General features: G+C 73.4%; 21 protein-coding genes. 2 read left to right on the top strand and 19 right to left on the bottom strand.

All coding sequences use genetic code 11. The annotated features are described in order from the left end of the window. Window positions 1-14: 14 nt before the first annotated feature. Window positions 15-1121: a trypsin-like serine peptidase gene (locus ABTZ54_RS12235; RefSeq protein WP_351660660.1), complete on the top strand. Its 1107-nt coding sequence runs from the start codon at window positions 15-17 to the stop codon at window positions 1119-1121. Here ABTZ54_RS12235 and ABTZ54_RS12230 read toward each other — a convergent pair. The 16 genes from ABTZ54_RS12230 to ABTZ54_RS12155 all read right to left on the bottom strand — a co-directional run bounded on the left by ABTZ54_RS12230 (window position 1108) and on the right by ABTZ54_RS12155 (window position 18781). Next, window positions 1108-2562 (bottom strand): serine/threonine-protein kinase, encoded by a 1455-nt coding sequence (locus tag ABTZ54_RS12230; protein WP_351660657.1) that lies wholly within the window; start codon window positions 2560-2562, stop codon window positions 1108-1110. The genes ABTZ54_RS12235 and ABTZ54_RS12230 overlap by 14 nt on opposite strands. Beyond that, window positions 2559-6494 carry a hypothetical protein gene (locus ABTZ54_RS12225; RefSeq protein ID WP_351660654.1) on the bottom strand — a complete coding sequence of 1312 codons (3936 nt, stop codon included), beginning with the start codon at window positions 6492-6494 and terminating at the stop codon, window positions 2559-2561. The genes ABTZ54_RS12230 and ABTZ54_RS12225 overlap by 4 nt, the downstream gene beginning before the upstream one ends. A gap of 16 nt (window positions 6495-6510) precedes the next feature. Beyond that, complete coding sequence (locus ABTZ54_RS12220) at window positions 6511-7515, bottom strand: hypothetical protein (protein ID WP_351660652.1); 1005 nt, start codon at window positions 7513-7515, stop codon at window positions 6511-6513. 11 nt (window positions 7516-7526) lie between these two features. Further along, complete coding sequence (locus ABTZ54_RS12215; RefSeq protein WP_351660649.1) at window positions 7527-8144, bottom strand: hypothetical protein; 618 nt, start codon at window positions 8142-8144, stop codon at window positions 7527-7529. Continuing rightward, window positions 8141-10339, bottom strand: a complete 2199-nt coding sequence (locus tag ABTZ54_RS12210) for a hypothetical protein (protein ID WP_351660646.1) — start codon at window positions 10337-10339, stop codon at window positions 8141-8143. Before ABTZ54_RS12210 ends, ABTZ54_RS12215 begins: the two co-directional genes overlap by 4 nt. After that, complete coding sequence (locus ABTZ54_RS12205) at window positions 10336-11646, bottom strand: baseplate J/gp47 family protein (protein ID WP_351660643.1); 1311 nt, start codon at window positions 11644-11646, stop codon at window positions 10336-10338. The genes ABTZ54_RS12210 and ABTZ54_RS12205 overlap by 4 nt, the downstream gene beginning before the upstream one ends. A gap of 3 nt (window positions 11647-11649) precedes the next feature. Beyond that, window positions 11650-12048, bottom strand: coding sequence for a hypothetical protein (locus ABTZ54_RS12200; protein ID WP_351660640.1), 399 nt, complete (start codon window positions 12046-12048; stop codon window positions 11650-11652). 14 nt (window positions 12049-12062) lie between these two features. Further along, on the bottom strand, window positions 12063-12407 hold the full coding sequence (locus tag ABTZ54_RS12195; protein WP_351660637.1) for a hypothetical protein: 345 nt from the start codon (window positions 12405-12407) through the stop codon (window positions 12063-12065). Continuing rightward, complete coding sequence (locus ABTZ54_RS12190) at window positions 12407-14113, bottom strand: hypothetical protein (protein ID WP_351660635.1); 1707 nt, start codon at window positions 14111-14113, stop codon at window positions 12407-12409. The genes ABTZ54_RS12195 and ABTZ54_RS12190 overlap by 1 nt, the downstream gene beginning before the upstream one ends. Next, entirely contained in the window at window positions 14110-14460 is a 351-nt protein-coding gene (locus ABTZ54_RS12185) for a hypothetical protein (protein ID WP_351660632.1), read from the bottom strand. The genes ABTZ54_RS12190 and ABTZ54_RS12185 overlap by 4 nt, the downstream gene beginning before the upstream one ends. Window positions 14461-14515: 55 nt before the next feature. Next, window positions 14516-15016, bottom strand: a complete 501-nt coding sequence (locus ABTZ54_RS12180) for a hypothetical protein (RefSeq protein ID WP_351660629.1) — start codon at window positions 15014-15016, stop codon at window positions 14516-14518. A 3-nt stretch (window positions 15017-15019) separates the two neighbouring features. Continuing rightward, the gene (locus ABTZ54_RS12175) at window positions 15020-15295 is read right to left on the bottom strand and encodes a hypothetical protein (RefSeq protein WP_351660627.1); all 276 of its coding nucleotides are present in this window, start codon (window positions 15293-15295) and stop codon (window positions 15020-15022) included. Between the two features lie 2 nt (window positions 15296-15297). Further along, window positions 15298-15690 (bottom strand): hypothetical protein, encoded by a 393-nt coding sequence (locus tag ABTZ54_RS12170; protein ID WP_351660624.1) that lies wholly within the window; start codon window positions 15688-15690, stop codon window positions 15298-15300. Between the two features lie 28 nt (window positions 15691-15718). Further along, complete coding sequence (locus ABTZ54_RS12165; protein WP_351660621.1) at window positions 15719-16855, bottom strand: hypothetical protein; 1137 nt, start codon at window positions 16853-16855, stop codon at window positions 15719-15721. 90 nt (window positions 16856-16945) lie between these two features. Beyond that, window positions 16946-17749 carry a hypothetical protein gene (locus ABTZ54_RS12160; RefSeq protein ID WP_351660618.1) on the bottom strand — a complete coding sequence of 268 codons (804 nt, stop codon included), beginning with the start codon at window positions 17747-17749 and terminating at the stop codon, window positions 16946-16948. A gap of 324 nt (window positions 17750-18073) precedes the next feature. Then, window positions 18074-18781 (bottom strand): HAD family hydrolase, encoded by a 708-nt coding sequence (locus ABTZ54_RS12155; protein WP_351660615.1) that lies wholly within the window; start codon window positions 18779-18781, stop codon window positions 18074-18076. A 107-nt stretch (window positions 18782-18888) separates the two neighbouring features. On the opposite strand from ABTZ54_RS12155, the gene ABTZ54_RS12150 reads away from it, so the two are divergent. Beyond that, on the top strand, window positions 18889-19443 hold the full coding sequence (locus tag ABTZ54_RS12150; RefSeq protein WP_351660612.1) for a carboxymuconolactone decarboxylase family protein: 555 nt from the start codon (window positions 18889-18891) through the stop codon (window positions 19441-19443). Window positions 19444-19498: 55 nt separating this feature from the next. On the opposite strand, the gene ABTZ54_RS12145 is transcribed toward ABTZ54_RS12150, so the two are convergent. The 3 genes from ABTZ54_RS12145 to ABTZ54_RS12135 all read right to left on the bottom strand — a co-directional run bounded on the left by ABTZ54_RS12145 (window position 19499) and on the right by ABTZ54_RS12135 (window position 23143). Continuing rightward, window positions 19499-20401 (bottom strand): geranyl diphosphate 2-C-methyltransferase, encoded by a 903-nt coding sequence (locus ABTZ54_RS12145; protein ID WP_502997237.1) that lies wholly within the window; start codon window positions 20399-20401, stop codon window positions 19499-19501. 7 nt (window positions 20402-20408) lie between these two features. Then, a complete protein-coding gene (locus ABTZ54_RS12140) occupies window positions 20409-21587 on the bottom strand; it encodes a family 2 encapsulin nanocompartment cargo protein terpene cyclase (protein WP_502997236.1) in 1179 nt (392 codons plus the stop codon). 140 nt (window positions 21588-21727) lie between these two features. Then, on the bottom strand, window positions 21728-23143 hold the full coding sequence (locus ABTZ54_RS12135; protein ID WP_351660607.1) for a family 2B encapsulin nanocompartment shell protein: 1416 nt from the start codon (window positions 23141-23143) through the stop codon (window positions 21728-21730). Between the last annotated feature and the right edge of the window lie 160 nt (window positions 23144-23303).

Raw genomic sequence — 23303 nt, 5'->3', positions numbered from 1 at the left:
GGAGGTGACGGGAGATGGGCAACGGATCAGGTGGCGTCCCGCACGCCGGGTCACCGGTCGCGACCGGCCCCGAGCGGGTCTTCGACGATCTGCGCGAGGTGGCCGCCCGGGTCAGGGCGGGCCTGGACGCGGACATCGAGTACGAGGAGTCGGCCGAGGAGCTGCCGCCCGGCGTCGCCTCCGCCGCGCAGATCTCCAAGTTCGCGCAGGACGAACGCTCCCGGGTCCTGGAGGCGGGCGCCTCCGGCCTGGAGAAGCTGGCCGACGACCGGGCCGACGAGGTCGACGACGACGAGTACTTCGGCGTGGAGGCGATCGTCCTCCTGGAGGGGCGGCCCGCGATCCTGGTGAAGGGGGACGACTTCGCCTCCCAGTCGGGCGACTGGGCGGTGCTCGACGCGAGCCGGCCGGCCATCCGCGAGTCGATCACCCGGGTCGGACGGGTCGAGGTCACCGGACATCCGAGCCTCGCCTGGATCGGCACGGCGTTCCTGGTGGGACCCGACGCGGTGATGACCAACCGGCATGTGGCCGCCGAGTTCAGCCGCGCCGACGGGGCCGGCTGGACCTTCCAGGAGGGCATGTCGGCCCGGGTCGACCCGGCCGAGGACATGCCCTCCGCCGACGCCCCGGTGGATCCGGCACTGCCCGCGCCCTCCGCCGGGTACGCGGTCACCGAGGTGATCGGCATCCACCCCGAGGTCGACATGGCGCTGCTGCGGATCGCCCCGCCCGACGGCGGACAGCTCCCGACCCCGCTGGCGGTCGCGGCGGACACCCCGGCGAACACGCCGGACCGGCCCGTGTACGTCGTCGGCTACCCCGCCTGGGACGGGCGCCGCAACGAACCGGAGTCGATGCGGCGGATCTTCATGGACATCTACAACGTGAAGCGGCTCCAGCCCGGCATGACCACGGAGTACGTCCCCGGCGGCCGGGTCCTGAAGCACGACTGCTCGACCCTCGGCGGCAACAGCGGCTCCCCCGTCTTCGACCTCACCGACCACCGCGTCCTCGGGCTGCACTACGGCGGGCGCTACCGGATCGGCAACGTGGCCGTACCGCTGTGGGAGATGGTGGACGATCCCCTGCTCGTACGGGCGAAGGTCAACTGGGTGTGACGGGCGGGGCGTCGGTCCCGGCCGAGGTGGGCGGCAGGTCGCCCGGCTCCGGGGCGGTGGCGAGCTCGGCGCGGCGGAGCGCGAAGGTGCCCTTGTCCCAGGGTCCGGCGACGAGGACGTCGGTGTCGGCGCCCAGGCTGAGCAGGACGCCGTCGGCGGTGAGCGTGGCGTGCGGCTCGGCGTGCAGGAAGCGGACCACGTCGGCGGGCCGCGCTCCGATGCCGCCGAGGTCCGCAGGGCCGAGGCGCCGCAGCGCGGGCGGGTCGGGGGCGGGAAGCCGCCCGGGAAGGCCCAGCAGCGTCAGGACCAGCTGGCACAGGACGCGCCCCGCGACGAAGAACTCGCCCTGCTCCAGCTTCTCCAGGTAGACGTCGCGCAGCTCCCTCGGGCCCCGGTCGGCGAGCACCACGGGATGCTCGACGCAGTCGACGGTCGCCCCCCAGAACCAGTGCCGGTCCGGCGCGGCCCCCTCCGGGCACACCTCGGCCGCGAGCCCGCGGACGCACTCGACGACCTCGTCCAGGTGCTCGTCCGCGCCCCACAGGAGCCCGCTGAACAGGCCCGCCCCGTCGGCGCCTTCGGGAACGCGCGGGCCGACCGGACCCATGTCCTCACGGACCGGACCGAGGGCTCCGGTGTACGCGAGGATGCCGTACGGGACGCTGTCGGTGTCCCGGGTGACGACACGGAGCCCGGTGTCGTGGCGCTGCCCGTCGTCGGTGAGGCGCCGCACGGCGTAGCCCGCGCCGGGCACCGGCGTCGCGGCCGGGCCGAACCGTTCACGGGCGACCGGGTCGAGGGAGAAGGCCCCGGCGCCGAGCCGGTCGGCCACGGTCCGCCCCGGGCCGGTGTCGCCGAGCACGGGCACCAGCGGGAGTTCGGTGGAGCCGATCGTGAGGCTGTCGAGGGAGATCCGGCCGAGCGGCGCGTGCTCGTAGCCCTCCCCCAGGCGCGTCCGCAGGCCGACGAGCCGCTCGGGCCCCCACTCCCCCGGGCGCGCGGGCGCCGGGGGCGGCGCGGGCTCGCCCCAGGGGCGTGCGCCGGCGCCGAGGTCGCGCCTGCCGCCTCCGCTGCCCGTGGCGGGACCCAGGCCGCCCGCCGGCCGGCCGACGGGTCCGGCGGCGGGCGCCCCCGGGCCGTCGCGCAGCGGCACGGTGACCGGGCGGCCGCGATGGGCGTAGCTGGGCACCTCGTAGCCGCCGTCGGAGGTGCGCTCCCCGGGGGCCCGGACCTCGTCGGCCGTGCCACGGGTCCCGCCGCCGGGTGCGGCGGCCGACGTCGGCGTCGCGCCGCCCTCGCCGCCGCCGAACGCGCGTACCGCGTCCGCCAGGGCCTGCCGGACGGCGCCCTCCAGGAGCCGTGCGGTCTCCGGGGGGAGTCCTTCGGGCGGGGCGGGCAGCTCGGGCGGGTGGAAACGGCGTTCGGGGCGGCCGGTGTTCACTTCACCCTCTTTCCACCGATGATCCGGTAGACCGTGCTGACGTCGTCGGCGGTGATCTCGAAGACGATGTCGGGGTGCCGGGCGCTGAGCTTGGCGAGCACCCCGCCGCGCGACCCGCCGCCGAGTCCCGCCGCGCAGACGGTGCAGACCTCCTGGTCGACCCGGATGTACACGGTGTGCCCGCGCGCGGCGGCCAGTTCGGCCTCGGTCATCCGGGCGAGGCGCGCGTCGATCTGCTGGCCGATGTCCTGCTCGGCGTGCCCGTGGGCCTGCGGCACGACGACGCTGTCCGCGGGCCGGATGTCATGGGTGGGGTCGTACGAGCCGAGGGCGCGCGGCGATCCGCCCGTGAACAGCTCGCCCGCGAGGGCGGGGATGTCGGAGCGGGCGACGGCGATCGTGCCCTCGTACCCGGCGGCCGCCTTGTCGGTCGGCTCCAGCCAGTACGTTCCGGCGCGGGTCTTGACCTTGACCCACCCGGCGCGCTCCCGCTCGGACCGTTTGCGCAGCCCCGCCTCCACCAGCCGCAGCCGCTCGGCCTCCACGGCGGCGCGCGCCGCGCGCAGGTCCTCGCGCAGCCGCGCCTGTACGGCGGGGTCGGTGGGGCGTTCGGGCTGGTACGGGCGTTTGGCGCCGCCCCACTCCGCGTCCAGCATCTCCTTCGCCACGGGGTCGTGGGCCTCGCGGGCGCGCAGCTCGTCGATGCTCGCCGTCTCGTACCACCGCCGGTCCCAGGCGGCTTCCCGATCGGTGAGCGAGGCCTCCCAGAGCCGTGCCCAACTGGACCAGGTGGTGGCGGGCGGGGTCCGCGGGCGGACGGCTCGGGTGGCGGCGCTGGCGGCCTCGGTGGCGGCGCTGGCGGCCTCGGTGGCGGCGCTGGCGGCCTCGGTGGCGGGCGCTGTCTCGGTGCCGGGTGCGGCCTTGGTGACGGGGGCGGCCTCGGTGACTGGCGAGGCCTGCGATACAGGAGCGGCTTCCGTGACTGGTGCGGTCTGCGAAACAGGAGCGGTCTCCGTGCCAGGCGCGGCCCGCGATACAGGAGCAGCTTCCGTGACCGGCGCGGCCTGAGACACAGGCGCGGCCTCCGTGACCGGTGCGCCCTGAGACACGGGCCCAACCTGCGAAGCAGGCGCAGCCTCCGTCCCCGACGCGACCCGCGAGACAGGCGCCGCCTCCGTCACCGGCGCCGCCTCCGCGACAGACCCGGGCGCAGGCGCCGAACCAGCCGCCGGAGTCTCGTGCGCCGACGTGACGCGCGCGGGAACGCGGGACGCGGTCCCGACGGGCCGCGCGTGCGCGAGCCCCTCCGCCGCCTCGTCGACACGGGTGCCGAGCGCCCGCGCCCATGCCTGCGCCTCCGCCGCCGGGAGGCTCTGTCCCAGCGCGTTCTCCATCCGCTGCCGGGTCAGGGCCAGGGCCTCGGCCCAGCGTTCGGCGGTGACGCCCTCGTTGTTGAGGAGGCGGGTCAGCAGGGCGGCCTTGATCAGGGTCGGCCCGGCCCGGGTCATGAGCGCGTGCAGGAGGGGTTCGACGGTGAAGGCGGCGATGACGCCGACGACCGCGTAGAACTCCATCCTCTCCACGTAGACGTCGATGCCCGACCAGCGGGCGTCGACGATGTCGTTCGCGAAGGTCACCAGGGCCGCGGCGGCGCCGCCGCCCACCGCGCCGGAGCCGATCTTCCCGAGGATCCAGCCGGCGATCCGGCTCCGCAGCAGGGCGGTGCCGATCCGCTCGCCGGCCCAGCCGCCGAGCCCCCCGCCGATCCGGTAGCCGACGGCGCCGACGTAACCGTCGACGGCGGCGGTGAGGAAGCCGCCGACACTGGCGTCCTCCTCATGGCGCAGCAGCTTGAGCACGTAGGCGGCCTCCGCGAAGCCGACGCCCCAGCCGATCTGGCCGATTCCGCCGGCCAGCCGCACGAGGGACGCGACGACGCCCGCCTCCCAGGCGAGGGCGATGCCGCCGATGGCGAACACGGCGAAGCCCGCGATCCGGTAGGCCTCCCCGGCCTGGCCGAGCCGCCACTCCACGAGCCGTGCCTCGAACGCTCCGACGGGTTCCCGCAGGGGGCCGACGGCGACCCCCCACTGGGCGCCGACCCCCTTCTCGCGCGAGACGATCTCGAACTCCACCTCGTAGGAGGGCAGTCCGTGCTCCTGCGCGGCGTGCACCGCGACGAGCCTGATGCCGAACTCGATGTCGACGGTCTCGAAGTCGGCGGCGGTGATGTGGGCCGCCCGCGCGGCCCGCTCCACCGCTGCGGCGGCGAACTCCCCGTCCCCGTACACCCGTTGGTCGCGCCCTGCGAAGATGTCCTCGATCATCCGCTCCCGCTCGGCGAGGAGCGCGGCACTCAGCGCCTCCGCTCGGCCGGGCTTCGCACGCGTGACGGTGCGGGTCTTCTGGTAGAGGAAGTCGACCTCTCCCAGGTTCTGCCCGGCGAGCACGGTCCCGTCCTCCCGCCGGTCGAGCCGCACGGACCCCCGCAGCGTGCCGCCGACCGTGTAGGCGTGGGCGGTGGTGGCCGTCCGCTCCTTGGCGAGGGCGGCGCGCAGCGCGTGCACCCGGTCGTGGCGGGCGTACCGGGTGGTCTCGCACTGCTGGAGCAGTCTCAGCCGGAGGGCGAACTGCCGGGTGGCGTCGGCCGCGTCGAAGAACTCGGCCAGGCTGCCGCGCCGTTCGACGCTGTCCAGGACGTACGCGAAGAGACCGCCGAACCGGCCGCGCGCCTGCGAGAGCGTCTCGGTGAGCACTCCGTCGAGCGCGGCGCCGAAGCGTTGGTCCCCGATGAGCGCGACGAGCTCGCCGGCCAGCCGCCGGGCCTCCGGCCGGAAGATCACGGCGCCGAGGGTCTCGGCGCCGACGTCGAGCAGGGCCCGGCAGTAGAGCACCCGCTCGCCCGTCTCGTCCGGCCACTCGGTGACCTGCCGCACCGAGTCGGGCACGCCGGGCAGGGCGCCGCCCTCGGCGACGAAGAGGCGGGAGGCCGGCTGGAGGTGCGGACGTCCGTCGAAGGCGCGCCGGTCGAACAGCGCCAGGAGGAGCTCGCGGTCGATGCCGGCCGGGGTGCGCACCGCGTTCGAGGCGGCGCGCAGGACGGCGGGCTGGGTCGCGACGGTGATCGGCTCGTTGGCGAGCTCCTCGGCGTACTGGCTCCACGGGACACCGGTGGCCCGCTGGAAGACGCCCGGGTCGACGCAGAAACCGGCCTCGCGCACGGTCAGGCCGACCCAGTTGGCGGGGCCGAGGACGGCGAGCTCGGTGAGGTCGATGTGCGGCAGCCGCATGACGGCGAACACGGCGTGCCGCAGGGGTACATGGGGGATGCGGGCGGCGACGGCGCCGCTCTCGTCCGCCTCGGCGAGCCGCCCCAGGGTGGTCTCGGACGCGGAGATCGCCCAGGCCTGGTCGCTCTTCCCGCCCTTCTGCGCGGCGGCGTTCCTGGCCAGCAGCTCGAGCCCCAGCGTCTCCAGCACGTTCGGCCTGTCGAGGCGCACCAGCAGGACGTCGACGTCGCGGACGGTCCCGGTCAGCTCGCGGTACAGCACGGCCTGGGGGAAGGGCTGGCGCCGCACCTCCGCCACGTAGCCGAGGAACCGGTCGACCTCGATCCGTGCCCGCACGGTGCGGACGACGGTCCAGGGCTCCCGGCCGCGCACCGGCAGCTTGGTGCGGCGCCCGGCGTCGGCGTACGAGGGCAGCGCGTAGCCGTCCGCCACGTCGCGCTCCGGCTCGTGCGGCTCCCGCACCCCCGTACCGTCCGCGGCCGCCCAGGGCGGAGTCCGATGTCCGCGCCCGACCTCCCGCTCGGCCTGCGCGAGCCGCCGGGCGACGAGCGCGGTCAGGCGGCGGGTGAGCTCGGCCAGTTCGTCGGGGCCGGGCTCGCCGGTGAGGGTGATCCTCACCGGCACGCGGACATGGATCTCCACGGGGTGGCGGTCCCGGCTACTCGGTGACCAGGAGCATCACCCGGAGCGGGCAGCCGACCAGGTCGCCCCGCTCGGTCCACAGGGCGACGTCGAAGGTGTGGAGGCTGCCGATCGGGGCGTCCGGGGGCAGGTCGACGACGAGGTCGGTGTCGATCCGGTCGGGGCGGTCGGGGGCGTAGCTGAAGAGGGTGTCGAGCCCGGGGGTGGCGTCCGAGCTCAGCGTGATGGCGGGCGGCTCGGTGCTGACCGTGATGGGCACGGGCCCCCTGGAGGTGCTCAGGCTGACCTCCCCCCGGGCGAGCCCGTCCGGGGTCGAGAGGACACGGGGGTGGTGCGCGAGCACGTCGAGCTGGCCCGGGCTGGGCTTGGTCGTCACGTGCTCGGTGCTGACGCGGTAGAGCATGGCGCTCGTCGGCGGCGGGTACTGCGTCGTGGGGACCTTGGAGGAGGTGCCTCCTCCGCCGCCGGTGTGCGGGGCGTCGTTCAGGATGAGGTTGCGCTGGGCGTGGTGCCCGTTGTCGACGGGTTGGAACAGCTCGTCCGCCCCGAGCAGCTTGCCCTCCCCGGGCGCCCCGCCCACCCCGGTCGTGTAGACGTTGGCGGCGATGCAGAAGTGTCCGCCGGGGACCGTCCGCTTGAAGTCCTCGTCCAGGGGTTTCCAGATCGGTGGCACCTCGATCTCGACCGTCGCCTGTCCCAGGATGTCGATCGCGGGCGTGAGGTCGAACGCCGTCTGCTTGGCCGAGGGTGTCATGGCGCCGAATCCCGGTGCGAACAGGCAGGCCTGGACCTTGACGTTCTTCATGACGTCCTGGCTCTTGTTCGTGACCCGGACCATGACGAGGGTCTCCCAGCCCACCTGGGTCGTGTTGCCGTCCTGGTGGTTGTTGTGGTTGTTGGGGTCGGGGAAGGCGCGGAGCCAGAGACCGTTGTTGTTGTAGAACTTGGGCTCGTTGGCGGGGGGCCACGGCCGTGCGCCGCTGTCGCCGGTGCCCATGGGGATGTAGAGGTTGTCGGTCATGAGGTCTCCGTTCAGACGCCGAGGTAGGAGAGCTGGATGCTCGTGATGACGAGGGAGGTTCCGACGGGGGCGCCGTCCGCGCTCGCGTCGATGAAGTAGCGGTACGTGCTCATGTCCACCCGGTTCCGGTCGGCCGGCACGTCCTGCGGGTCGCCGAAGGGGCCCCCGGAGCAGGACACGGCGACGACCGTTTCGAGGTTGCCGGATTCGGCGAGCGGAACGCGCTGGAGACTGACCGTCAGGCTGCCGGCACTGGTGTTCCGGCCGGTGACGCGGAGCCTGCGCAGCACGACGCCGTCGGGCGGGGTCACGGTCATGATGCCGCGGATCGTCGGACGGGTCCCGTCCTTCTTGGTCGCCACTCCGAAGGAGTCGATGGCCCACGAAGGATCGCCCTCCACCGGGACGAAGGCCGGCGCCAGGGTCAGCTTCCGTTCGAGCAACGGGCGCGCGCCCGCCGCCTTCAGCCCCACGTCGACCTGCTTCACGACCGTCGACAGGCTCTCCAGGTCCTGCTGGATCGCGTCGAAGCGCACGTTGAAGCCGTTCTGCCCGCTCGCGGCCACCCGGTCGCGGTTGTCCACCCACGCCACGTGTTTGAAGGTGGGGTTGAAGACGATGTCGGTCACGGATTCCCTCCGGGCAGGAGACGGGTGACGACCTCGACGCCCAGCGGGCGCAGGTCGTCGAGGATCTTGACGATCAGGGTTCGGGTGGCGGGCGGCAGGGTGTGGCCGGTGAGTTCGGGGCGCAGCCGGACCGTGAGCTGGTAGGCGCCGGTCCTGTCGCCCATCCGGTAGGAGGCCTGCACCCACGCGGGGCCGCCGTGCTCGCCGCGTACGGACATGGTGCCGGGGGCGGTGGTCAGGAGGGTGGCGGCGCCATCGCCGGTGGACCAGCCGATCGCCCCGGCGGCGCCGATCTCGGCGGGCGAGGGGGTCACGGTCAGGGGCACGGTGGTGCCGATCGGCAGGACGTCGCGGTAGAGCCCGGGGGTGGTGACCCTGACCGGGTCCTGGTGCTCCTGGGAGACCGTCACGACTCCCCCGGCGACGCGGACGTAGCTGAAGCCGGCCCGGTGGGCGAGCGCGCCGAGCGTTCCCAGGGGCAGGCCCGGGTGGCTGAGGCGCAGTTCGCGCGCCTCCTGGGCAAGTGGGCTCGCCGTCGCGCCCAGGTCCCTGCGGACGGCCAGCTTGCCGGTGGTCGCGGCCGGCACGAGCGCGATCAACGCGTCGAGGTGTTCGGCGACCTCGCGGCGCATCCGATGGGTCTCCGCGTCGGTCCCGTACTCGGCGTGGGCGGGGTCGTCGTGGCGTACGAGGAAGGCGGGGTGGAGGCCCTCGCCCGGCGGCATGGGCGGGGGCGGGGCCGGGTCGGGGGTGCCGTCGGCGCCGATCGCGGTGTTGTCGGCGACGGTGACGGGAAGGACGACGAGCTCGCGGGTGGCGGAGACCGTGAGGTCGGCGAGACGCAGTTCGGCGACGACGGCGAACCGGCCGGGGGCCGTGCCCCGCAGGACGACGGAGGTGCCTTCGGCGGGTCCGGCGAACTCGCCGCGGCCCGCGCCGGAGCGCAGCACGTACCAGCGGATGAGGGAGCCGGGGGGCGGCGTGAGGGGCCGTACGGAGAGGGTGAGCGTGCCGTCGACGGGGAGGGTGGCGTCCCCGGTCTCCATGCCGAGGAGTTCGCCGGGGGCGCACTCGGCGTAGGCGAGTCCGTCCGGGCGGTGGGTGACCAGGTCGAATCCGGACCAGTGGGCGAGGGCGGCGATCCGTGAGGTGGCGATGGTGTCGTGGCTGAGGAGGACGGCGCGGCCGGTGGCGCGGGCGTCGTCGGCCTTCGGGTCGTATCCGGCGTGGACGACGGACCGCGAGGCGAAGAGGTTGAGCCGGGCGATGGCGGCGGCGACGACGGGCTGGACGAGCAGGGGTTCGGGGGTGCCGGGGAGGGGGCGGGATTCGGCGGCGAAGGGGGACAGCGCGACCAGGAGGCCGGGGTGGAAGACCTCGTCGACGGGGGGCCGGGGCAGGTCCGTTCCGACGGTGCCGAGCAGGTCGACGCTCTGTCCGGGCAGCAGGTCGAGGGGGGCGACCCGCAGCGGCAGCAGACCGCGGCGGAGTTCGGCGTCGGTGTCGTCGAGGACGAGGGGGTCGGGGACGCCGTCGATCGGGCCGACGGCCTGGTTGAGGGCGGCGGTGAGTCCGGCGGGGGTGGGCAGGGTCCAGCGGCGGGCGACGGTGAGGCGGCGGCGGTAGGCGTCGTCGCTCTCGCCGGTGGCGCGGACGACGCCGAGGCCCGCGCCGTTGCGGTCGAGCTGGACGCCGTAGGCGTGGGCGACGGAGCGCTGTTCGACGGTCCGGTCGAGCTGTCGGCGCAGGTGGTCGCGTTCCCAGCCGACGGCCCACAGCAGCCGGCCCATGGTGCCGAGGAGGGCGGTGAGCCGCCACCAGTCCTCCTGGGGTCCGGCGAGCCCGGACTGGATGCCGGTGAGGATGCCGGTGCCGTCGGGGAGCGGCACGGAGGTGCCCGTGGTGAGCCCGTCGGGCAGGGGCAGCGTGAGCGCCGGGCCGCCGCGTACGCCGAAGGTGACGGTGGTCGCGGCGGGGACGTCCTTGCGGGCCTGGAGGACGTACAGGGGCCGGGGCACGACGCCGTACTGGGCGGTGTGCAGCTGGAAGTCGTACGGGTCGACGGCGGTGCCCCGCACCACGAGCCGCAGCCGGTCGGCGCCGCGCGCGAACGGCACGGTGAGGCGGGCGGCCATGTCGGCGGCGGCGAGCCGCGGCGGGTCGGGCACGGTGGGCGGGGCGGTGGGGGCGCTCATCGGCCGACCACCTCGATGCTGCTGAGGGCGGGGTCCGCGGCGAAGACGGCCATCTCCGTGGCGCCCATGGCGAGGGACTCGCCGACGGCGGCCTCGACGGTGCCGAGCTGGTAGACGACGCCGCCGAAGCCGAAGCGGCCGAAGGCGGGCGGGCAGCGCCGCAGATGGAGCCGGCGGACGTCGTCGACGCCGGGCTGTTCGGCGAGGGCGCACATCACGCGGGCGTACAGGACGTCGTCGCCGAGCCGGAGCCGGCCGATGTCGGCGGCGAGGCGGGCCCGGATGCGGCCGATGACGGTGGGTCCGTCGAAGCCGGCGGCGAGGACGATCTCGGCGCGGACGCCGACGTCGATGTGGTCGGCCTCGACGATGTTCAGGTGGACGCCGATGGGGCGGACGCGGTCCACGGCCGCCGTGACGAGTTCGTACACGCCGGGCACGGCGGCGGGTCCCGGCAGGGTGCGCCAGGGGCGCAGGCCGCGGTGGGCGACGGCGACGTCGGCGAAGTAGGGCTCGCCGACCCGGCGTTCGTCGCTGAAGGTGCGGCCGCCGAAGTCGAAGCCGCCGAAGTAGGCCTGGGAGACGTCGATGCCGCCGAGCGGGTCGGTGACGCGGGCGTCGATGACGTCGGAGACGGACAGGGCGGCCTGCCGGACGCTCTCCACGGTCCACAGGGCGCGCGGGAGGGCGATGATCCGGGCGCGGTAGGCGTCGTCGTCCTCGGGGATCAGCTCGTCGAAGGGTGCGGGGTTGGTGACGACGAGGGCGGCGGGCGGCCAGTCGGCGAGGTACTGGGCGCGGTGCGCCGGGTGGACGTCGTCGACGGTCCCGGCGGCGACGGGCGCGTCGCCGGGCTCGACGGCGAGGACCCGTACGGTACGGACCGGGGCGGTGGCGGTCAGGTCGACGGGGGCGGTGGTGGCGAAGGCCCGGGCGGGGTCGCCGGCGCCGAGCAGGACGGTCGCCTCGGGCACCACGTAGGTCCGGCCGGGGACGCCGCCGGTGAGGGTGAGCGTGACGTCTCCGGCGCGGCGGGGGGCGTTGCGGGCGAGTCCCGCGTCGTCGCCGAGCAGTTCGAGGGCGGCGCCGTCGGCGGTGGCGGTGAACTGCCCGTAGTAGAGGGCTTCCATCCGCTTCCACAGTTCGGCGTCCTCCTGGGCGACCACTTCCAGGATCTTGCCGAGGGGGCTGGTGGGCGACAGGTCGACATCGGCGCCGAGGGCGGCCCTGGTGCGGGCCTTGCTCTCGGCGAGGATCACGTCGAGGCCCTTGAGGACGAAGCCGTCGGGGGTGACGCCGTACGCCATGGTTCACACCTCCACTTCGGCGGTCAGGTCGGTGGTCCGGCCGTCGAGCGCCTCGACGAGGACCCGGACGGTCAGGACCCGGGAGGCGGGGTCCTCGGTGAGGACGACGTCGGCGACCTCCCGCACCCGGGGGTCGGCGGCCAGGGTGCGGACGATCTCCAGGCGCAGCAGGTCCTTGAGGACGCGGCTGCCGCCGGGGTGGGTGAAGGCCTGGCCGGCGCTGAGCCCGTAGCGGTGGTCGCAGGGGTCGCTGCCGTACGGGGTGAGCAGGCGCAGGGTCAGTGCCTGGACGAGGTTGGCGAGGCCGCGTACCTCGGCGAGGCCGGTGCCGCGGACGACGAGGTCGCCGTCGTCCAGGAGCAGGCTGTGGCCGAGGGGTTCGAGCGGTGCGGGCGATGGCATGGGCGGGCGGCTCCTCAGTCCGTACGCAGCAGGGTCTGGCCCGCGTCCTTGACCTGCCAGGCGACGGGGAGGACGGGGACGGCCTGGGTGGTGCCCTTCGCGGTGGAGAGGGCGACGGCGGTGCCGCTGACCTTGAGCAGGCGGCTGGCGCCTTCGCTGACGGCGGTGACCTTCACGCAGGGCGCCTGGCCCTTGGAGGCGTCGACGTTGGGGCAGGCGGGGACGGTCGCCCGGAGCAGGTCGGTGACGAGGAGGGCGGGGGCACCGTCCACGGTCAGCGCGGTCTGCGAGGCGGTGGTGAGGACGGTGGCGCCGTGGGCGCACGTGAGGACGGAGGCGGTGGTGAGGACTTCGGGCATCACGTCACCTGTACCGAGGCGCCGTCGAGGGACAGGCTCACGGTCCCGTTGGTCAGCTTGATCCCGCTTCCCTTCGTGCGGACGGTGACGGCACCGTCGGGGTCGATCTCGATGGTGGTGCCGGTGTGGTGCTCGATGGTGATCGAGTCGTCGTCGGGTGGGGTGGGGCGGGTGCCGACCTGGGGCAGCTTCGGCGTGCCGACGAGGATGTGCAGGCCGCGGGCCTGCACGATCCGGCCGCCCTTGGCGTCGGTGAGGTCGTTGACGCCGGGTCCGGTGGGCTGTCCGTCGGAGCCGGTGCCGGTGGGCAGGGCGAGCCAGTAGTCGCCGGGTTCGGGCGACGGGGTCCGGGCGCCGGGGGTGCGGGGCCAGAGCCAGCCGACGACGGCGGCGTCGTTGACGAGGCTGCGGTTGTGGGCGAGCAGGGCGCGCATGCCGGGGTAGACGGGGGTCATGAGTCCGCAGGGGCCGAACGCGAAGGGCGCGGCGACGGGTTTGTCGAGCAGGCTGTCGTCGCCGACCGGTTCGGTGACGCTGGGCATGGTCACGGAGGCGGGCGGGGACTGGCCGTACTTCAGGGAGACCTGGTGTCCGGCGCCCTTGTAGGCGCTGACCTCGCCGACGTCGACGGAGGGGCGGGCGAGCAGGGCGCGCTCGGCGCCGGCGTCGACGCGGTCGGCGAAGGCCCGGACCCCGTCGACGGCCTCGACGAACTGCCCGGCGCGCGCGGAGACGAGCTGGACCTCGCACACGTAGCCGGTACGGACGCCGAAGCGGTGCACGAGCCGGTTGACGCGCAGCGGTCCCGCGGGGGCGTCGTCGAGGCCGTGGAGGGTGACGACCTGGCCGATCCGCAGGTCGGGGTGGCCGAGGACGGTCACGTTCACCGAGGTGCGGGTGGGCGGGCGTTCCTCGCCGGGGGCGACCACGAGGGTCTCCTCGCCCTGCGTGTCGCCGTACGTGACGAGGTTGACGGCCGGGTCGAAGACGACGGGGGCGGGGTCGCCGGTGCCGACGGCGGGGCCGATGAGGACCTGTCCGTCGCGGATGACGACGGGGGCGCGGGCGGTGTCGGCGAGCTCGCGCAGCGCGCCGAGCGCGGTGGGGTTGCGGACGGTGTGGTCCTTGAGCTCGGTCTCCAGCGCGGAGCCCTTGGCGAGGGTGAGTCCGGCGGCGTCGACGATCTTCTCGGCGAACTCAAGTCCGTCGGTGGTCTGGGCGCGGTGGACGCCGGCGGGGGTCATGCGCAGGGCGTAGCCGCCGGCGTCCTGGCCGGTGAGCCGGACCCTGCTGAGGCCGTCCTCGGCGACCCAGGAGGCGAGTTTGACGACGCGGCCGGCCATGACGGGCCGGCCGCCGACGCCGGTGTCGTCGAAGTAGCCGAGCCGGATGGTGGCGGCGAGCGGGCGGCGGGCGAGGGCGTCGCGCAGCGCCTTGACGGTGTCGCCCGGCAGGTTGACCAGGACGACGTCGAAGGTGCTCGCGACGGCGCCTTCGACCATGGTGACGGTGATGTCGGCGTCGAGGACGAGGGAGCCGCCGAAGATGTCGTTGGAGACGCTCAGCGGCAGGCTGGTGAGACCGGTGAGGACCGCGAGCGGGCCGGTCGCCGCGGTGACCGCGCCGAGGAGGCCGCCGGGCCCGCCGGGCTTCTGCTTCTCTTCCTCCTCCGTGAGGGTGAGGGCGTAGCGGATGGCGAAGCTCATCGGGCGGACACCCCCGCGAGGACCTTCGAGCCGTAGCTGCCGGTGCCGTTGAGGTTGCGGACGTCCACGAGGGCCTCCCGGAAGACGAGCCGGAGCTCGCCGGCCGGGCAGGGCAGGTCGCGGACGGCCTTGCGGCGCAGCAGGGGGACGAGTCCGCCGGGCTCCTCGCGGCCCACGGCGATCACGAGGAACGGGCCGCCGCCCAGCAGGTCGAGCACGCCGCCCGCGGCCACCGTCTCCTCGGCGGCGTTGACGTACAGCTCGATCCGGTAGACGCGCTCGCCGAAGCGCAGCCGGAAGGACTGCGGAAAGCCTTCGTCGGCGTCGACGGGCAGACTCGCCTGCATCGGGCCTCCTCTCGGGGCGGGGCGGCTGGTTCTCGGGTGTCGGGCGGGGCGGGGCTCAGAGGAGCGGCGGGCCGGGTGAGCGGGGTACGGATCCGGGGGCGGGTACGGAGGGGACGCCGGCGTTCCCGGCGGCGAGCGCCAGGTCGGCGAGCTCGCCGGCCAGCGCGCTCAGGCTGGAGCGGGGCACGTACTGGAGGGTCATCGACAGGTCGAAGGCGTCCCTCTTCTGCACGCTCTGCGCGAAGCGCAGGTCGGTGATCTGCATGTCGAGGCTGAGCGTGAGCCCGCACACGACGGGGATGCCGCTGGCGGCCAGGGCCGGGCCCGCGGCGGCGAGCAGCGCCCGCGAGGTGAGGGCGAGCACCTCCAGCGCCTTCTTCGTGGCGAACCGGTCCGGGCCGAGCAGCACCGCCTCGATGGTCAGGGTCTTGGTCGACGGCTGGGTGGCCTGGGAGAAGCGGCTGCCCAGGATCCGCTCGACCCGGTACCCCTCGGTCATGGTGACGCTCTGCACGTACAGCAGGGGGATCGTGCCGACGAGCACCTTGTCCGCCACGGGCTACCCCCGGCTGCCGAGTTCACGGTCGAGTTCCTCGAAGACGTGCGCGGCGATCCGCCGGACATGGTGGTCCTGGAGGGTGCCGACCACCTCCACCTCCACGGGGAAGTGGTAGTGGACGACCTGGCCGGTGTCGCTCCGGCGGGACAGCACGGCCTCGCTGCCGGGGGCGGGGACGATGTACTCGCCCTCGTGGACGAGGGCGATGCCGGTGCGCTCCACCCGGTCGCCGGGGCGGTCCGGCCCGTCGGGGGCCTGCTCGTCGTCGGACGTCACGGTCAGTCCTCCACGCCGACGTTGAGGGCCATGCAGGTGAACGTGGCCTGGGGGACGCCGTCCACGGTGATGTTGCTGGGCTGGGCGGCGCTGACCACGCAGCGGCTGAACTTGAGCGAGGAGAACGCCCAGTCGGTGCCCTTCTTCTCGGCGACCGCGATAGCGAACTCACCGCCGTTGACGGCGAGTTCGGTGAGGTCGGCGACGGCGGACGCGATGGCGGGGATGGTGAGCGTGAAGGTGAAGGTGAAGGGCTGGCGCACATAGCCGACGCCGTCCGCCTCCAGGCTGTGGATCACCGTGTGCGGCACGTTGAACGACGGGGAGAAGGTGGTGATCGGCGAGATCGTCCGGCCGGCGAGTTTCACTTCCAGCCGGGTGTTCCAGTCGGACATGGGGACGGCTCCTTGGTCGTGAGGCGGGTCAGTCGAACTTGAGCGTGATGTTGATGCGGTGGATCGCCCCCGCGTAGTCGACCCGGACCATGGCCTCGGCGGCGCGGTCGGTCTGCGCGGCCTGGATCAGCTTGTCCTCCAGGGGGGTGCGCTGCGGCTTGTCGAGCAGGGCGAGGATGGGCACGACGATCTCGTACTCCTCGATGACCTCGGTCCTGCGCAGCGGTTCGAGGACGGTCTCCATCTCGGCGACGAGTCCGCGCAGGCCCGAGCGGCTGATCCGCAGGTTGCCGATGGTGCCGATGAGCCGGGCCTTGAGGCGGAAGGTGACGTCGTCGATGGTGCGGACGATGTCGATGTACTTCTTGCCGCCGGGGTCGCCGGTGTAGCCCTCGCCGAGGTAGATGCCCGCGCCGGGGATGAGCGGCGGGTCGACCAGCCAGTTGACGCCCTTGCCTGCGGGTCCGCCGGTGTTCGCGGCCTCGGAGCCGTTCAGCTTGACGAGGTCCTGGGCGGAGATCGGCTCGGAGCTCACCTTGACCTTCTTCAGGAGCAGGGAGACGTGCGGCTCGTACCCCGCGATGGTGCCGGCGACGGCGGCGGCGACGTCCTCGTCGCTCTTGTGCGCCACGTAGACCATCCGCTCGGTGACGAGGCTGCCGGTCACCACGGCGGGGTCGGCGGCGCCCTTGGCGAGCATCGCGACGCCGATGCGCTCCATGCCGTCGGCGGCGGGGGCGGAGACGTGCTCGGCCAGCTTCACGATCGCCGCGGTGGGCGTCGGCTGGCCGCCGGTCGGGGTGCTGAGGGCCAGGTCGGTGTCGGCGACGACGACCAGCTGCACATTGAGCGGGCCCACCTTGGTGAACGCGTCGTCGTGGGCGTTGGACTGGGCGAGCCGTACGCCCCAGACCTCGCTGGGGCCCGGCTCCTGCACGAGGGCCGTTGCGATGGCGTCGCCGAGGGGGCCGCTGGCGATCCTGCGGGCCTCGTTGACGTCGGTGAACAGCTTGGGGGTGTTCGGCGCGAGGAAGTCCGCGGGCGGGTTGGTCGTCGGCGGGTTGGCGACGCCGATGATGGCGATGTTCCCGTAGGCGCGGACGGCGGGGGCGAAGGGCACGCCCTCGGTCTTGACGCGGACATAGCGGACGGGGGTGTCGGGCATGGGACCTGCTTCCTTCCGGAACGGGGACGGTCTTCGGGGGCCCTGGCGGCTCTGCGGTGGCGGCGGTCGCGGTGGCGGCGGCGGGTCGCGTCAGTTCAGGAACACCGCCGCGATGCCCGCGCCCTCCAGCAGACTCGTGATCTGCGCCTGGGTGAGCCCCGGTTCGGCCGGCGGCGACTGCGGTACGGGGGCGGGGAACGCGGCCACGAGCGCGTACGGCGCGACGCGCACCCCGAAGGGCCCGGTCGCCAGCGGGCGGTCGCGTGCCGCGGCGGCCACCAGGCGGGCCGCCCGGACCGCGCCCGCGACGTCGTCAGGGGCGCCGACCACCACGGCGGCGTCCACGGCGACGGTCCGCCGGTTGACGGGACTCGCCGGGTCGAAGACGGGCGGCTTGCGCAGCTTCACCTCGGTACGGAGGTACTCGCCGGACTCGCGCAGGTCCTCCACGGTGACGAGGCCGTGGCTGCGCATGAACGCGTCCAGGTCCAGGAAGCGGAACTGGGCGCGGAACTCGTCCAGGGTGGCGTACTCGTCGACGGCCCTGACCACGAGCGAGTCGAGCCCGCCGGGGTCGGTCTCGGCGACGACGTCGATCTCCAGCTGGGCGAGGACGTCGATCCACACGGGCTCGGAGGTCTCGCCCTCCCAGCAGAAGTCGGTCCGGGTCGGGCCCGGCAGCACCTGCATCCAGTTGCCCCGGCGGGAGTCCAGCGGGAAGAGCGGCCACTGGGCCGCGACCCCGGCCACCCGCAGCGCCGCCACCGAGTCGATCCGCTCGTACTCCAGCTCATGGGTCCGCTCGACCAGGAACCGGGCCCGGGGTTCGAGCAGCGCGCCGAGTAAGAGCGGGTCGGCGAGCCGGGCCATGGCCCGGTCCTGGATGACACCCATGCACGCGTCCTTTCGCGCCGCGGCGGACCGCGGAGCGACAGCGCGGCTCCGGCGTGCGGCAGGACATAGGGACGCACGCCCGCACCCCGCGCGACAAGGGCTTCTACTCCGTGCGGAGGAGAAGACACACCGATCGGGCGATTGCGGTCCGATCCGTGTTTTCGGGGGCCTCCCCCGCCCCTTCGGGCGAGCGCGCGAGCGACGCGCGAGGTTGTGCGCCGGGGCGCGCGCCTACCCGCCCGTCGCGCAACTTCCGTACCACGGAGAGCATCTGACGCAGTGCCATGTCAGGGCGGGAACGCTCCGGCGTCAACACGGGTCCCCTCAGTCGAGGCCGGTCTCCCCCAACAGCCCGAAGACCGGGCGCAGGCCGTCGGGCCGCCGGTCGACGGGGAGGTGGTCGACGAAGTGCACGCGGGAGCCGAGCGCCCGGGCGCCGCCGTCGGCGGTGCGGTCGTCGCCGACCATCAGCGTCTCCGCCGGGGCGAGCCCGAGCCCGTCGCAGGCGAAGCGGAAGATGGCGGGGTCCGGCTTCTGGACGCCGACCTCGTACGAGAGCGCGTAGAGGTCGATCCACTCGTCGAGGCCGTGCGCGCGGAACACCGGCCGCAGGTCCCAGCCGATGTTGCTGACGACGGCGACCAGCACCCCGCCGCGGCTCAGCTCGCCGAGCGTCCGCGCGGTGTCGGGGTACGGATGCCAGGCCTCGGGGTGCATGTGCCGGTCGTACAGGGCACGGACCAGCTCCGGCTCGGCGACCCCCGCCTCCTGGATCAGGCCGGAGTACGCCGCGCGGTGCCGCTCGGCGTCGAGGTCGCGCTCGTCCCACAGCTTCCGCAGCCGGACCGGCACCTCCTGCGGGGACGGGCCGCCGGGCAGCGCCCCGTACCGGGTCAGCCGCTCGACGGTGTGGGCGAACTCGTCACCGGAGAGCCCGACACCCACCTCGGAGAGGACGGCGTCCAGCCAGTGCGCGGTGGACTCGACACGGAGCAGCGTGCCGGAGAAGTCGAACATGACGCCTTTGATCACCCCTCGATCGTATCGATCTCGGAGGGCCCCGCGGGGAACACCCGGACCCCGCCCCGCGTTATACCCCCTACGGGTATACCGAGCGGGTGTACCGAGGAGGAGGCACGGTGCGAACGGAAGGCAAGGCGCGGCGACTGGCCGCGCTCGAACCCGAGCAGGCCACGGGGAAGGCGCGCGAACTGCTCACGGACATCGTCGAGCGGCACGGCTCGGCCGGCGAGATGGTCTCGACGATGGCCCACTCGCCCGCGCTGATCGAGGGCTATCTCAGCCTGTCCCGGGCCATGAAGCGGGTGAAGATCCCCCGGGCGCTCAGCGAGAAGCTGTCCCTCGCCGTCCAGGAGTGGATCGGCTGCGGCACCTGCCGCGAGGCGCACGTGGCCGCCGCCCTGGCCGCCGGGCTGAGCGAGAGCGACATCGAGCTGGCCCGCCAGGGCACGTCCACGGACGCCCGCGAGGCCGCGCTGATCGCGGTCGCGCTGCGCGTGCTCGTCGAGCCGAGCGCCCTGGGCGACGAGGACGTGGCCGAGCTGCGGGCGCACGGGTGGAGCGACCGGATCATCGCGGAGGTGGTCGGGATCGTGACGCTCAACCTGCTGACGGGCGCGTTCAACCTGCTCGCGGGGATCCAGCCGGAGGAGGACGGCGGCGCCGAGGGCTGATCCCTCGGGCATGGCGAGCGCCCCGCCGAATCGCTTCGGCGGGGCGTCCCGTACGTCAGACGCGGTCGGCCGCGATCAGGACGTACTGGAAGGAGCCGTCCTTGTACGAGTTGATGAAGGCCTCCTCGATGCCCGTGACCAGCGACGACGTGGCACGCAGCTCCCAGTAGGGCAGGGTCTCGGGGGTCAGGTCGATGACGGCCTGCGGGACCAGGCGGTTGTCGGCCATGGCCTTCAGGTACTCCCGGCGGGAGTGGATGTTGCACTCGAAGTGCGCGTTGATCTGGGAGACCCACTTCGAGGGCTGGCCGTAGCGCGGGTTCCAGCAGCCGGTGATGGTGACGTAACGGCCGCCGACGGCGAGGACCCGGGAGTGCTCGGCCATCAGGTCGTCCAGGTCGACGTACATGCTGGACTCGTTGTTCCAGGAGCCGGCGGCCTGCCCGGTCTCGAAGGGCATGTCGAGCATGTTGCAGACCCGGGCGTGCACGTGGTCGCCGATGCCGAGCTCGGCCGCGCGCCGGTTGGCGAAGTCGGCCTGCTTGGCCGAGAGGGTGACGCCCTCGACCTTGGCGCCGAAGCGCTGGTGGGCCATCACCATCGAACCGCCGCGGCCGCAGCCGGCGTCCACGAGCGTGTCGTCGTGCCCGATGGAGCCGAGGTGGTGCAGCAGGACGTCGGCCTGGGCCGACTCCAGGCGGTGCAGCTCGGCGATCAGCTTCTTCTCGTACTCGCTGTCCTCGACGTCCCCGAGGGCGGCCCGGTCGATGTCGCCGATGCCGTAGTGGTGGTGGTAGAGCCCGTCGACGTCGCCGAGCTTCAGATTCACGGGCCGGGCCTCCTGGTCCCAGTATCGGGCGATGTCCCCCTGGTACGGCGACGCCGGGGCGGGGACGAAGGCGGCGGAGGAGGTGCCGTCGAGGGTGGTGAACTCGGTGCTGGTCACAGATGAATCCATTCTCTAATTACCAGAAGTCGGGCAGGCTGTATCGATAGGTGTTGGTCTGGTGCCAGTAGTGGTTGCCGTCGACCCACACGGCCACCCCGCGCAGGAAGCGCAGCACGATGGGCAGCGGGCAGGCGGCGGCCAGTTCGGCGCTCTCGGCCTCGAAGGTGCGCATCAGGTCGTTGTGGACCTCGATCGCCTTCAGATAGGCGTCCTTCTCGGAGAGCCCCTCGCGCTCGGCGATCACCACCGGCAGGTTCAGGTGCTTGCCGGGGATGTCCAGCTCCTTGGTGTAGGAGTAGAGGTCGTTCACGATGGTGCTGGCGTTCCCGGCGAGCGCGAGCACCCGCTGCATGGCGGGCTGGGCCTGCAGGTCCGCGGGCAGTTCGTAGCCGCCGACGGTGTCGGTGATGGTGGGGCAGGGGCGGAAGTTGTTGAACTGCCGCATCACCAGGTACTCCCACACCTCGGGGGTGTGGTCCGTCTCGGTCCAGGCCGCCTCGGCGAGGTAGCCCAGGTGCAGCCGGGCCATGTCGTGCCGGAAGCGGTCGGCCTGCGACGGGGTGGACTGCTGGACGAAGTACCGCATGGCGGAGTGGTACGCGCGCCGCGGGGCGTCCGCGCCGAGCGACTCGGTCCATCCCGCGTGGTACTCCGCGGGGGTGTGCAGCGGGTCGAGGGCGGTGTGCGCGAGGAGCAGGCGCCCGCCCAGGCCGACGGGCGAACCCCCGTGGTTCTCGCAGTACATGTCGTCGACGGCGTTCTCGGCGACCATCAGCCGGGTGGCGATCATCAGGTGCTCGATGGTGGGCGCGTCCGGGTGACACGCGACCATGTAGCGCCCGACGGAGAAGCCGTCGAACTCGCCCTGCCAGTCGTCCGGGAACAGCTGGACCTCGTCGACCGCCCAGTCCTTGATCCTGCGGCTGACCTCCGCCACCCGTACCGGATCGGGATCCGGCACCGGGTGGTAGTAGAGGCCCGGGATGTGCAGCCTCTCCGGCTGCGGCACCGGCTCGGGAGCCGCGGGCGGCTCCGGCGCGACGGCCGGCTCCGGGCGCCGGGCCAGCGACAGCGAGCTCGTACCGAAGCCGCTGGGTCCGCGCAGGATCCGTTCGATGGCCGAGAGCCCGCCCGAAGGGGACGGGGACGCGGGCGGGGAGACGGGGGGAAGGGGGGAAAGCCCGGGGTCGGGCATCCGTGGCTCCTTGCTGGGGTGAGTGGGCTGTCCCCGGCTCCCGGACGTGCTCGCCAGGCCCGGGAAGGTCCGGGCCGTGTCGCGGACCTCGGACGGATCCTCTGGTCGCGCCCTTCGGTCGCGCGCTTCCTTCGCGCCGCTCAGTCGCGGCGGCGGGCGATCTGCACGTTCTCCAGCACACCGAGCGCGTCGGGCACCAGGACGGCGGCGGAGTAGTACGTGGTCACCAGGTACGAGATGATCGCCTGCTCGCTGATGCCCATGAACCGCACCGACAGGCCCGGCTCGTACTCCTCCGGCAGACCGGTCTGGCGCAGGCCGATGACGCCCTGGTTCTCCTCGCCGGTACGCATGGCGATGATGGAGCTGGTGTTCTCCCGGGTGATCGGGATCTTGCTGCAGGGCAGGATCGGCACCCCGCGCCAGGCCGGGACGGCCTGTCCGCCGAGGTCGACGTGGTCCGGGTAGAGCCCGCGGGCGTTGAACTCGCGCCCGATCGCCGCGATGGTGCGCGGGTGGGCGAGGAGCAGCTTGGTGCCGCGGCGGCGGCAGAGCAGCTCGTCCATGTCGTCGGGGGTCGGCGGGCCGGAGTGGGTCTGGATGCGCTGCTTGAAGTCGGCGTTGTGCAGCAGACCGAACTCGCGGTTGTTGATCAGCTCGTGCTCCTGGCGCTCGCGCAGCGCCTCGATGGTGAGCCGGAGCTGTTCCTCGGTCTGGTTCATCGGGCCGTTGTAGAGGTCGGCGACCCTCGTGTGGACCTTCAGCACCGTCTGGGCGACGGAGAGCTCGTACTCGCGCGGCTTGAGCTCGTAGTCGACGAAGGCGCCGGGCAGCTCGTGCTCGCCGACGTGGCCGGCGGACATGGCGATCTCGGCTTCGCCGTGCTTGTTCTGCCGCTGGAGCGGGAGCGAGCTGAAGCTCTCGATGTGGGCCTGGAGGCTCGGCGCCGAGGCCAGCACGGCGGCGAAGTCGGCCCGGGAGAGGGTGAGCAGGGTGCCCGCGGTCTCGGCGGTCGCGGTGTAGTCCCACCTGGCGTCGGCGTCCAGGAGGGCGTTCTCGCCGAAGGGCTCGCCGTCCGCGAGCACCGCGACGGCGATCTCGTCGCCGTACTTACCGGCCGAGGTCTGGCCGATCCGGCCGTGGGCGATCAGGTGGATCTTGTCGGCGGGCGCCCCCCGCTCGACCAGTACCTCACCGGCGCGGAACTCGCGCTGCTCGCAGCGGTCGGCCAGGGCGGTGAGCACGTCGTCGTCCTCGAAGCCGCGCAGCAGGGCGAGTTCGCCGAGTTCCCGGGGGATCACCCGGACGGTGGCGCCGTCCTGGACGAACTCGATGCGCCCGTCGCCGACGGTGTAGCTCAGCCGGCGGTTCACCCGGTAGGCGCCACCCTTGGTCTCGACCCAGGGGAGCATCCGCAGCAGCCAGCGGGAGGTGATCTCCTGCATCTGCGGCGCGGACTTGGTCGTGGTGGCGAGGTTGCGGGCTGCCGCGGTGCTCAGGCTGGACTGCGGCCGGGATGGCTCCAGCTGGGCTTCCGCGCCGGTCTCAACGGTCATCGGGCGGGCTCTCCTTCAGGAAGGCGACGATCGGCACATTTCCGTACGGACCATCGGAAGGGGGGAACGGTGGTGGATATCTCTGGGAATCGCCCCAGATCCCGGGGAACAGTAACGGCCTGAAAGACCGGTTCACGCCTCCAGACCGGGGGCATTACCT

This window comes from Streptomyces sp. NPDC094032 (assembly GCF_040303965.1).
Classification (GTDB): domain Bacteria; phylum Actinomycetota; class Actinomycetes; order Streptomycetales; family Streptomycetaceae; genus Streptomyces.
Note: the sequence above shows the minus strand (reverse complement) of the source record. Positions and strands in the feature narration are given on the sequence as shown.

Coding starts and splice junctions, on each gene's coding strand:
- ABTZ54_RS12235 (WP_351660660.1), top strand. CDS start 15: ATGGGCAACGGATCAGGTGGCGTCCCGCACGCCGGGTCACCGGTCGCG.
- ABTZ54_RS12220 (WP_351660652.1), bottom strand. CDS start 7,515: ATGACCGACAACCTCTACATCCCCATGGGCACCGGCGACAGCGGCGCA.
- ABTZ54_RS12210 (WP_351660646.1), bottom strand. CDS start 10,339: ATGAGCGCCCCCACCGCCCCGCCCACCGTGCCCGACCCGCCGCGGCTC.
- ABTZ54_RS12205 (WP_351660643.1), bottom strand. CDS start 11,646: ATGGCGTACGGCGTCACCCCCGACGGCTTCGTCCTCAAGGGCCTCGAC.
- ABTZ54_RS12200 (WP_351660640.1), bottom strand. CDS start 12,048: ATGCCATCGCCCGCACCGCTCGAACCCCTCGGCCACAGCCTGCTCCTG.
- ABTZ54_RS12195 (WP_351660637.1), bottom strand. CDS start 12,407: ATGCCCGAAGTCCTCACCACCGCCTCCGTCCTCACGTGCGCCCACGGC.
- ABTZ54_RS12190 (WP_351660635.1), bottom strand. CDS start 14,113: ATGAGCTTCGCCATCCGCTACGCCCTCACCCTCACGGAGGAGGAAGAG.
- ABTZ54_RS12185 (WP_351660632.1), bottom strand. CDS start 14,460: ATGCAGGCGAGTCTGCCCGTCGACGCCGACGAAGGCTTTCCGCAGTCC.
- ABTZ54_RS12170 (WP_351660624.1), bottom strand. CDS start 15,690: ATGTCCGACTGGAACACCCGGCTGGAAGTGAAACTCGCCGGCCGGACG.
- ABTZ54_RS12165 (WP_351660621.1), bottom strand. CDS start 16,855: ATGCCCGACACCCCCGTCCGCTATGTCCGCGTCAAGACCGAGGGCGTG.
- ABTZ54_RS12160 (WP_351660618.1), bottom strand. CDS start 17,749: ATGGGTGTCATCCAGGACCGGGCCATGGCCCGGCTCGCCGACCCGCTC.
- ABTZ54_RS12145 (WP_502997237.1), bottom strand. CDS start 20,401: ATGGATTCATCTGTGACCAGCACCGAGTTCACCACCCTCGACGGCACC.
- ABTZ54_RS12140 (WP_502997236.1), bottom strand. CDS start 21,587: ATGCCCGACCCCGGGCTTTCCCCCCTTCCCCCCGTCTCCCCGCCCGCG.
- ABTZ54_RS12135 (WP_351660607.1), bottom strand. CDS start 23,143: ATGACCGTTGAGACCGGCGCGGAAGCCCAGCTGGAGCCATCCCGGCCG.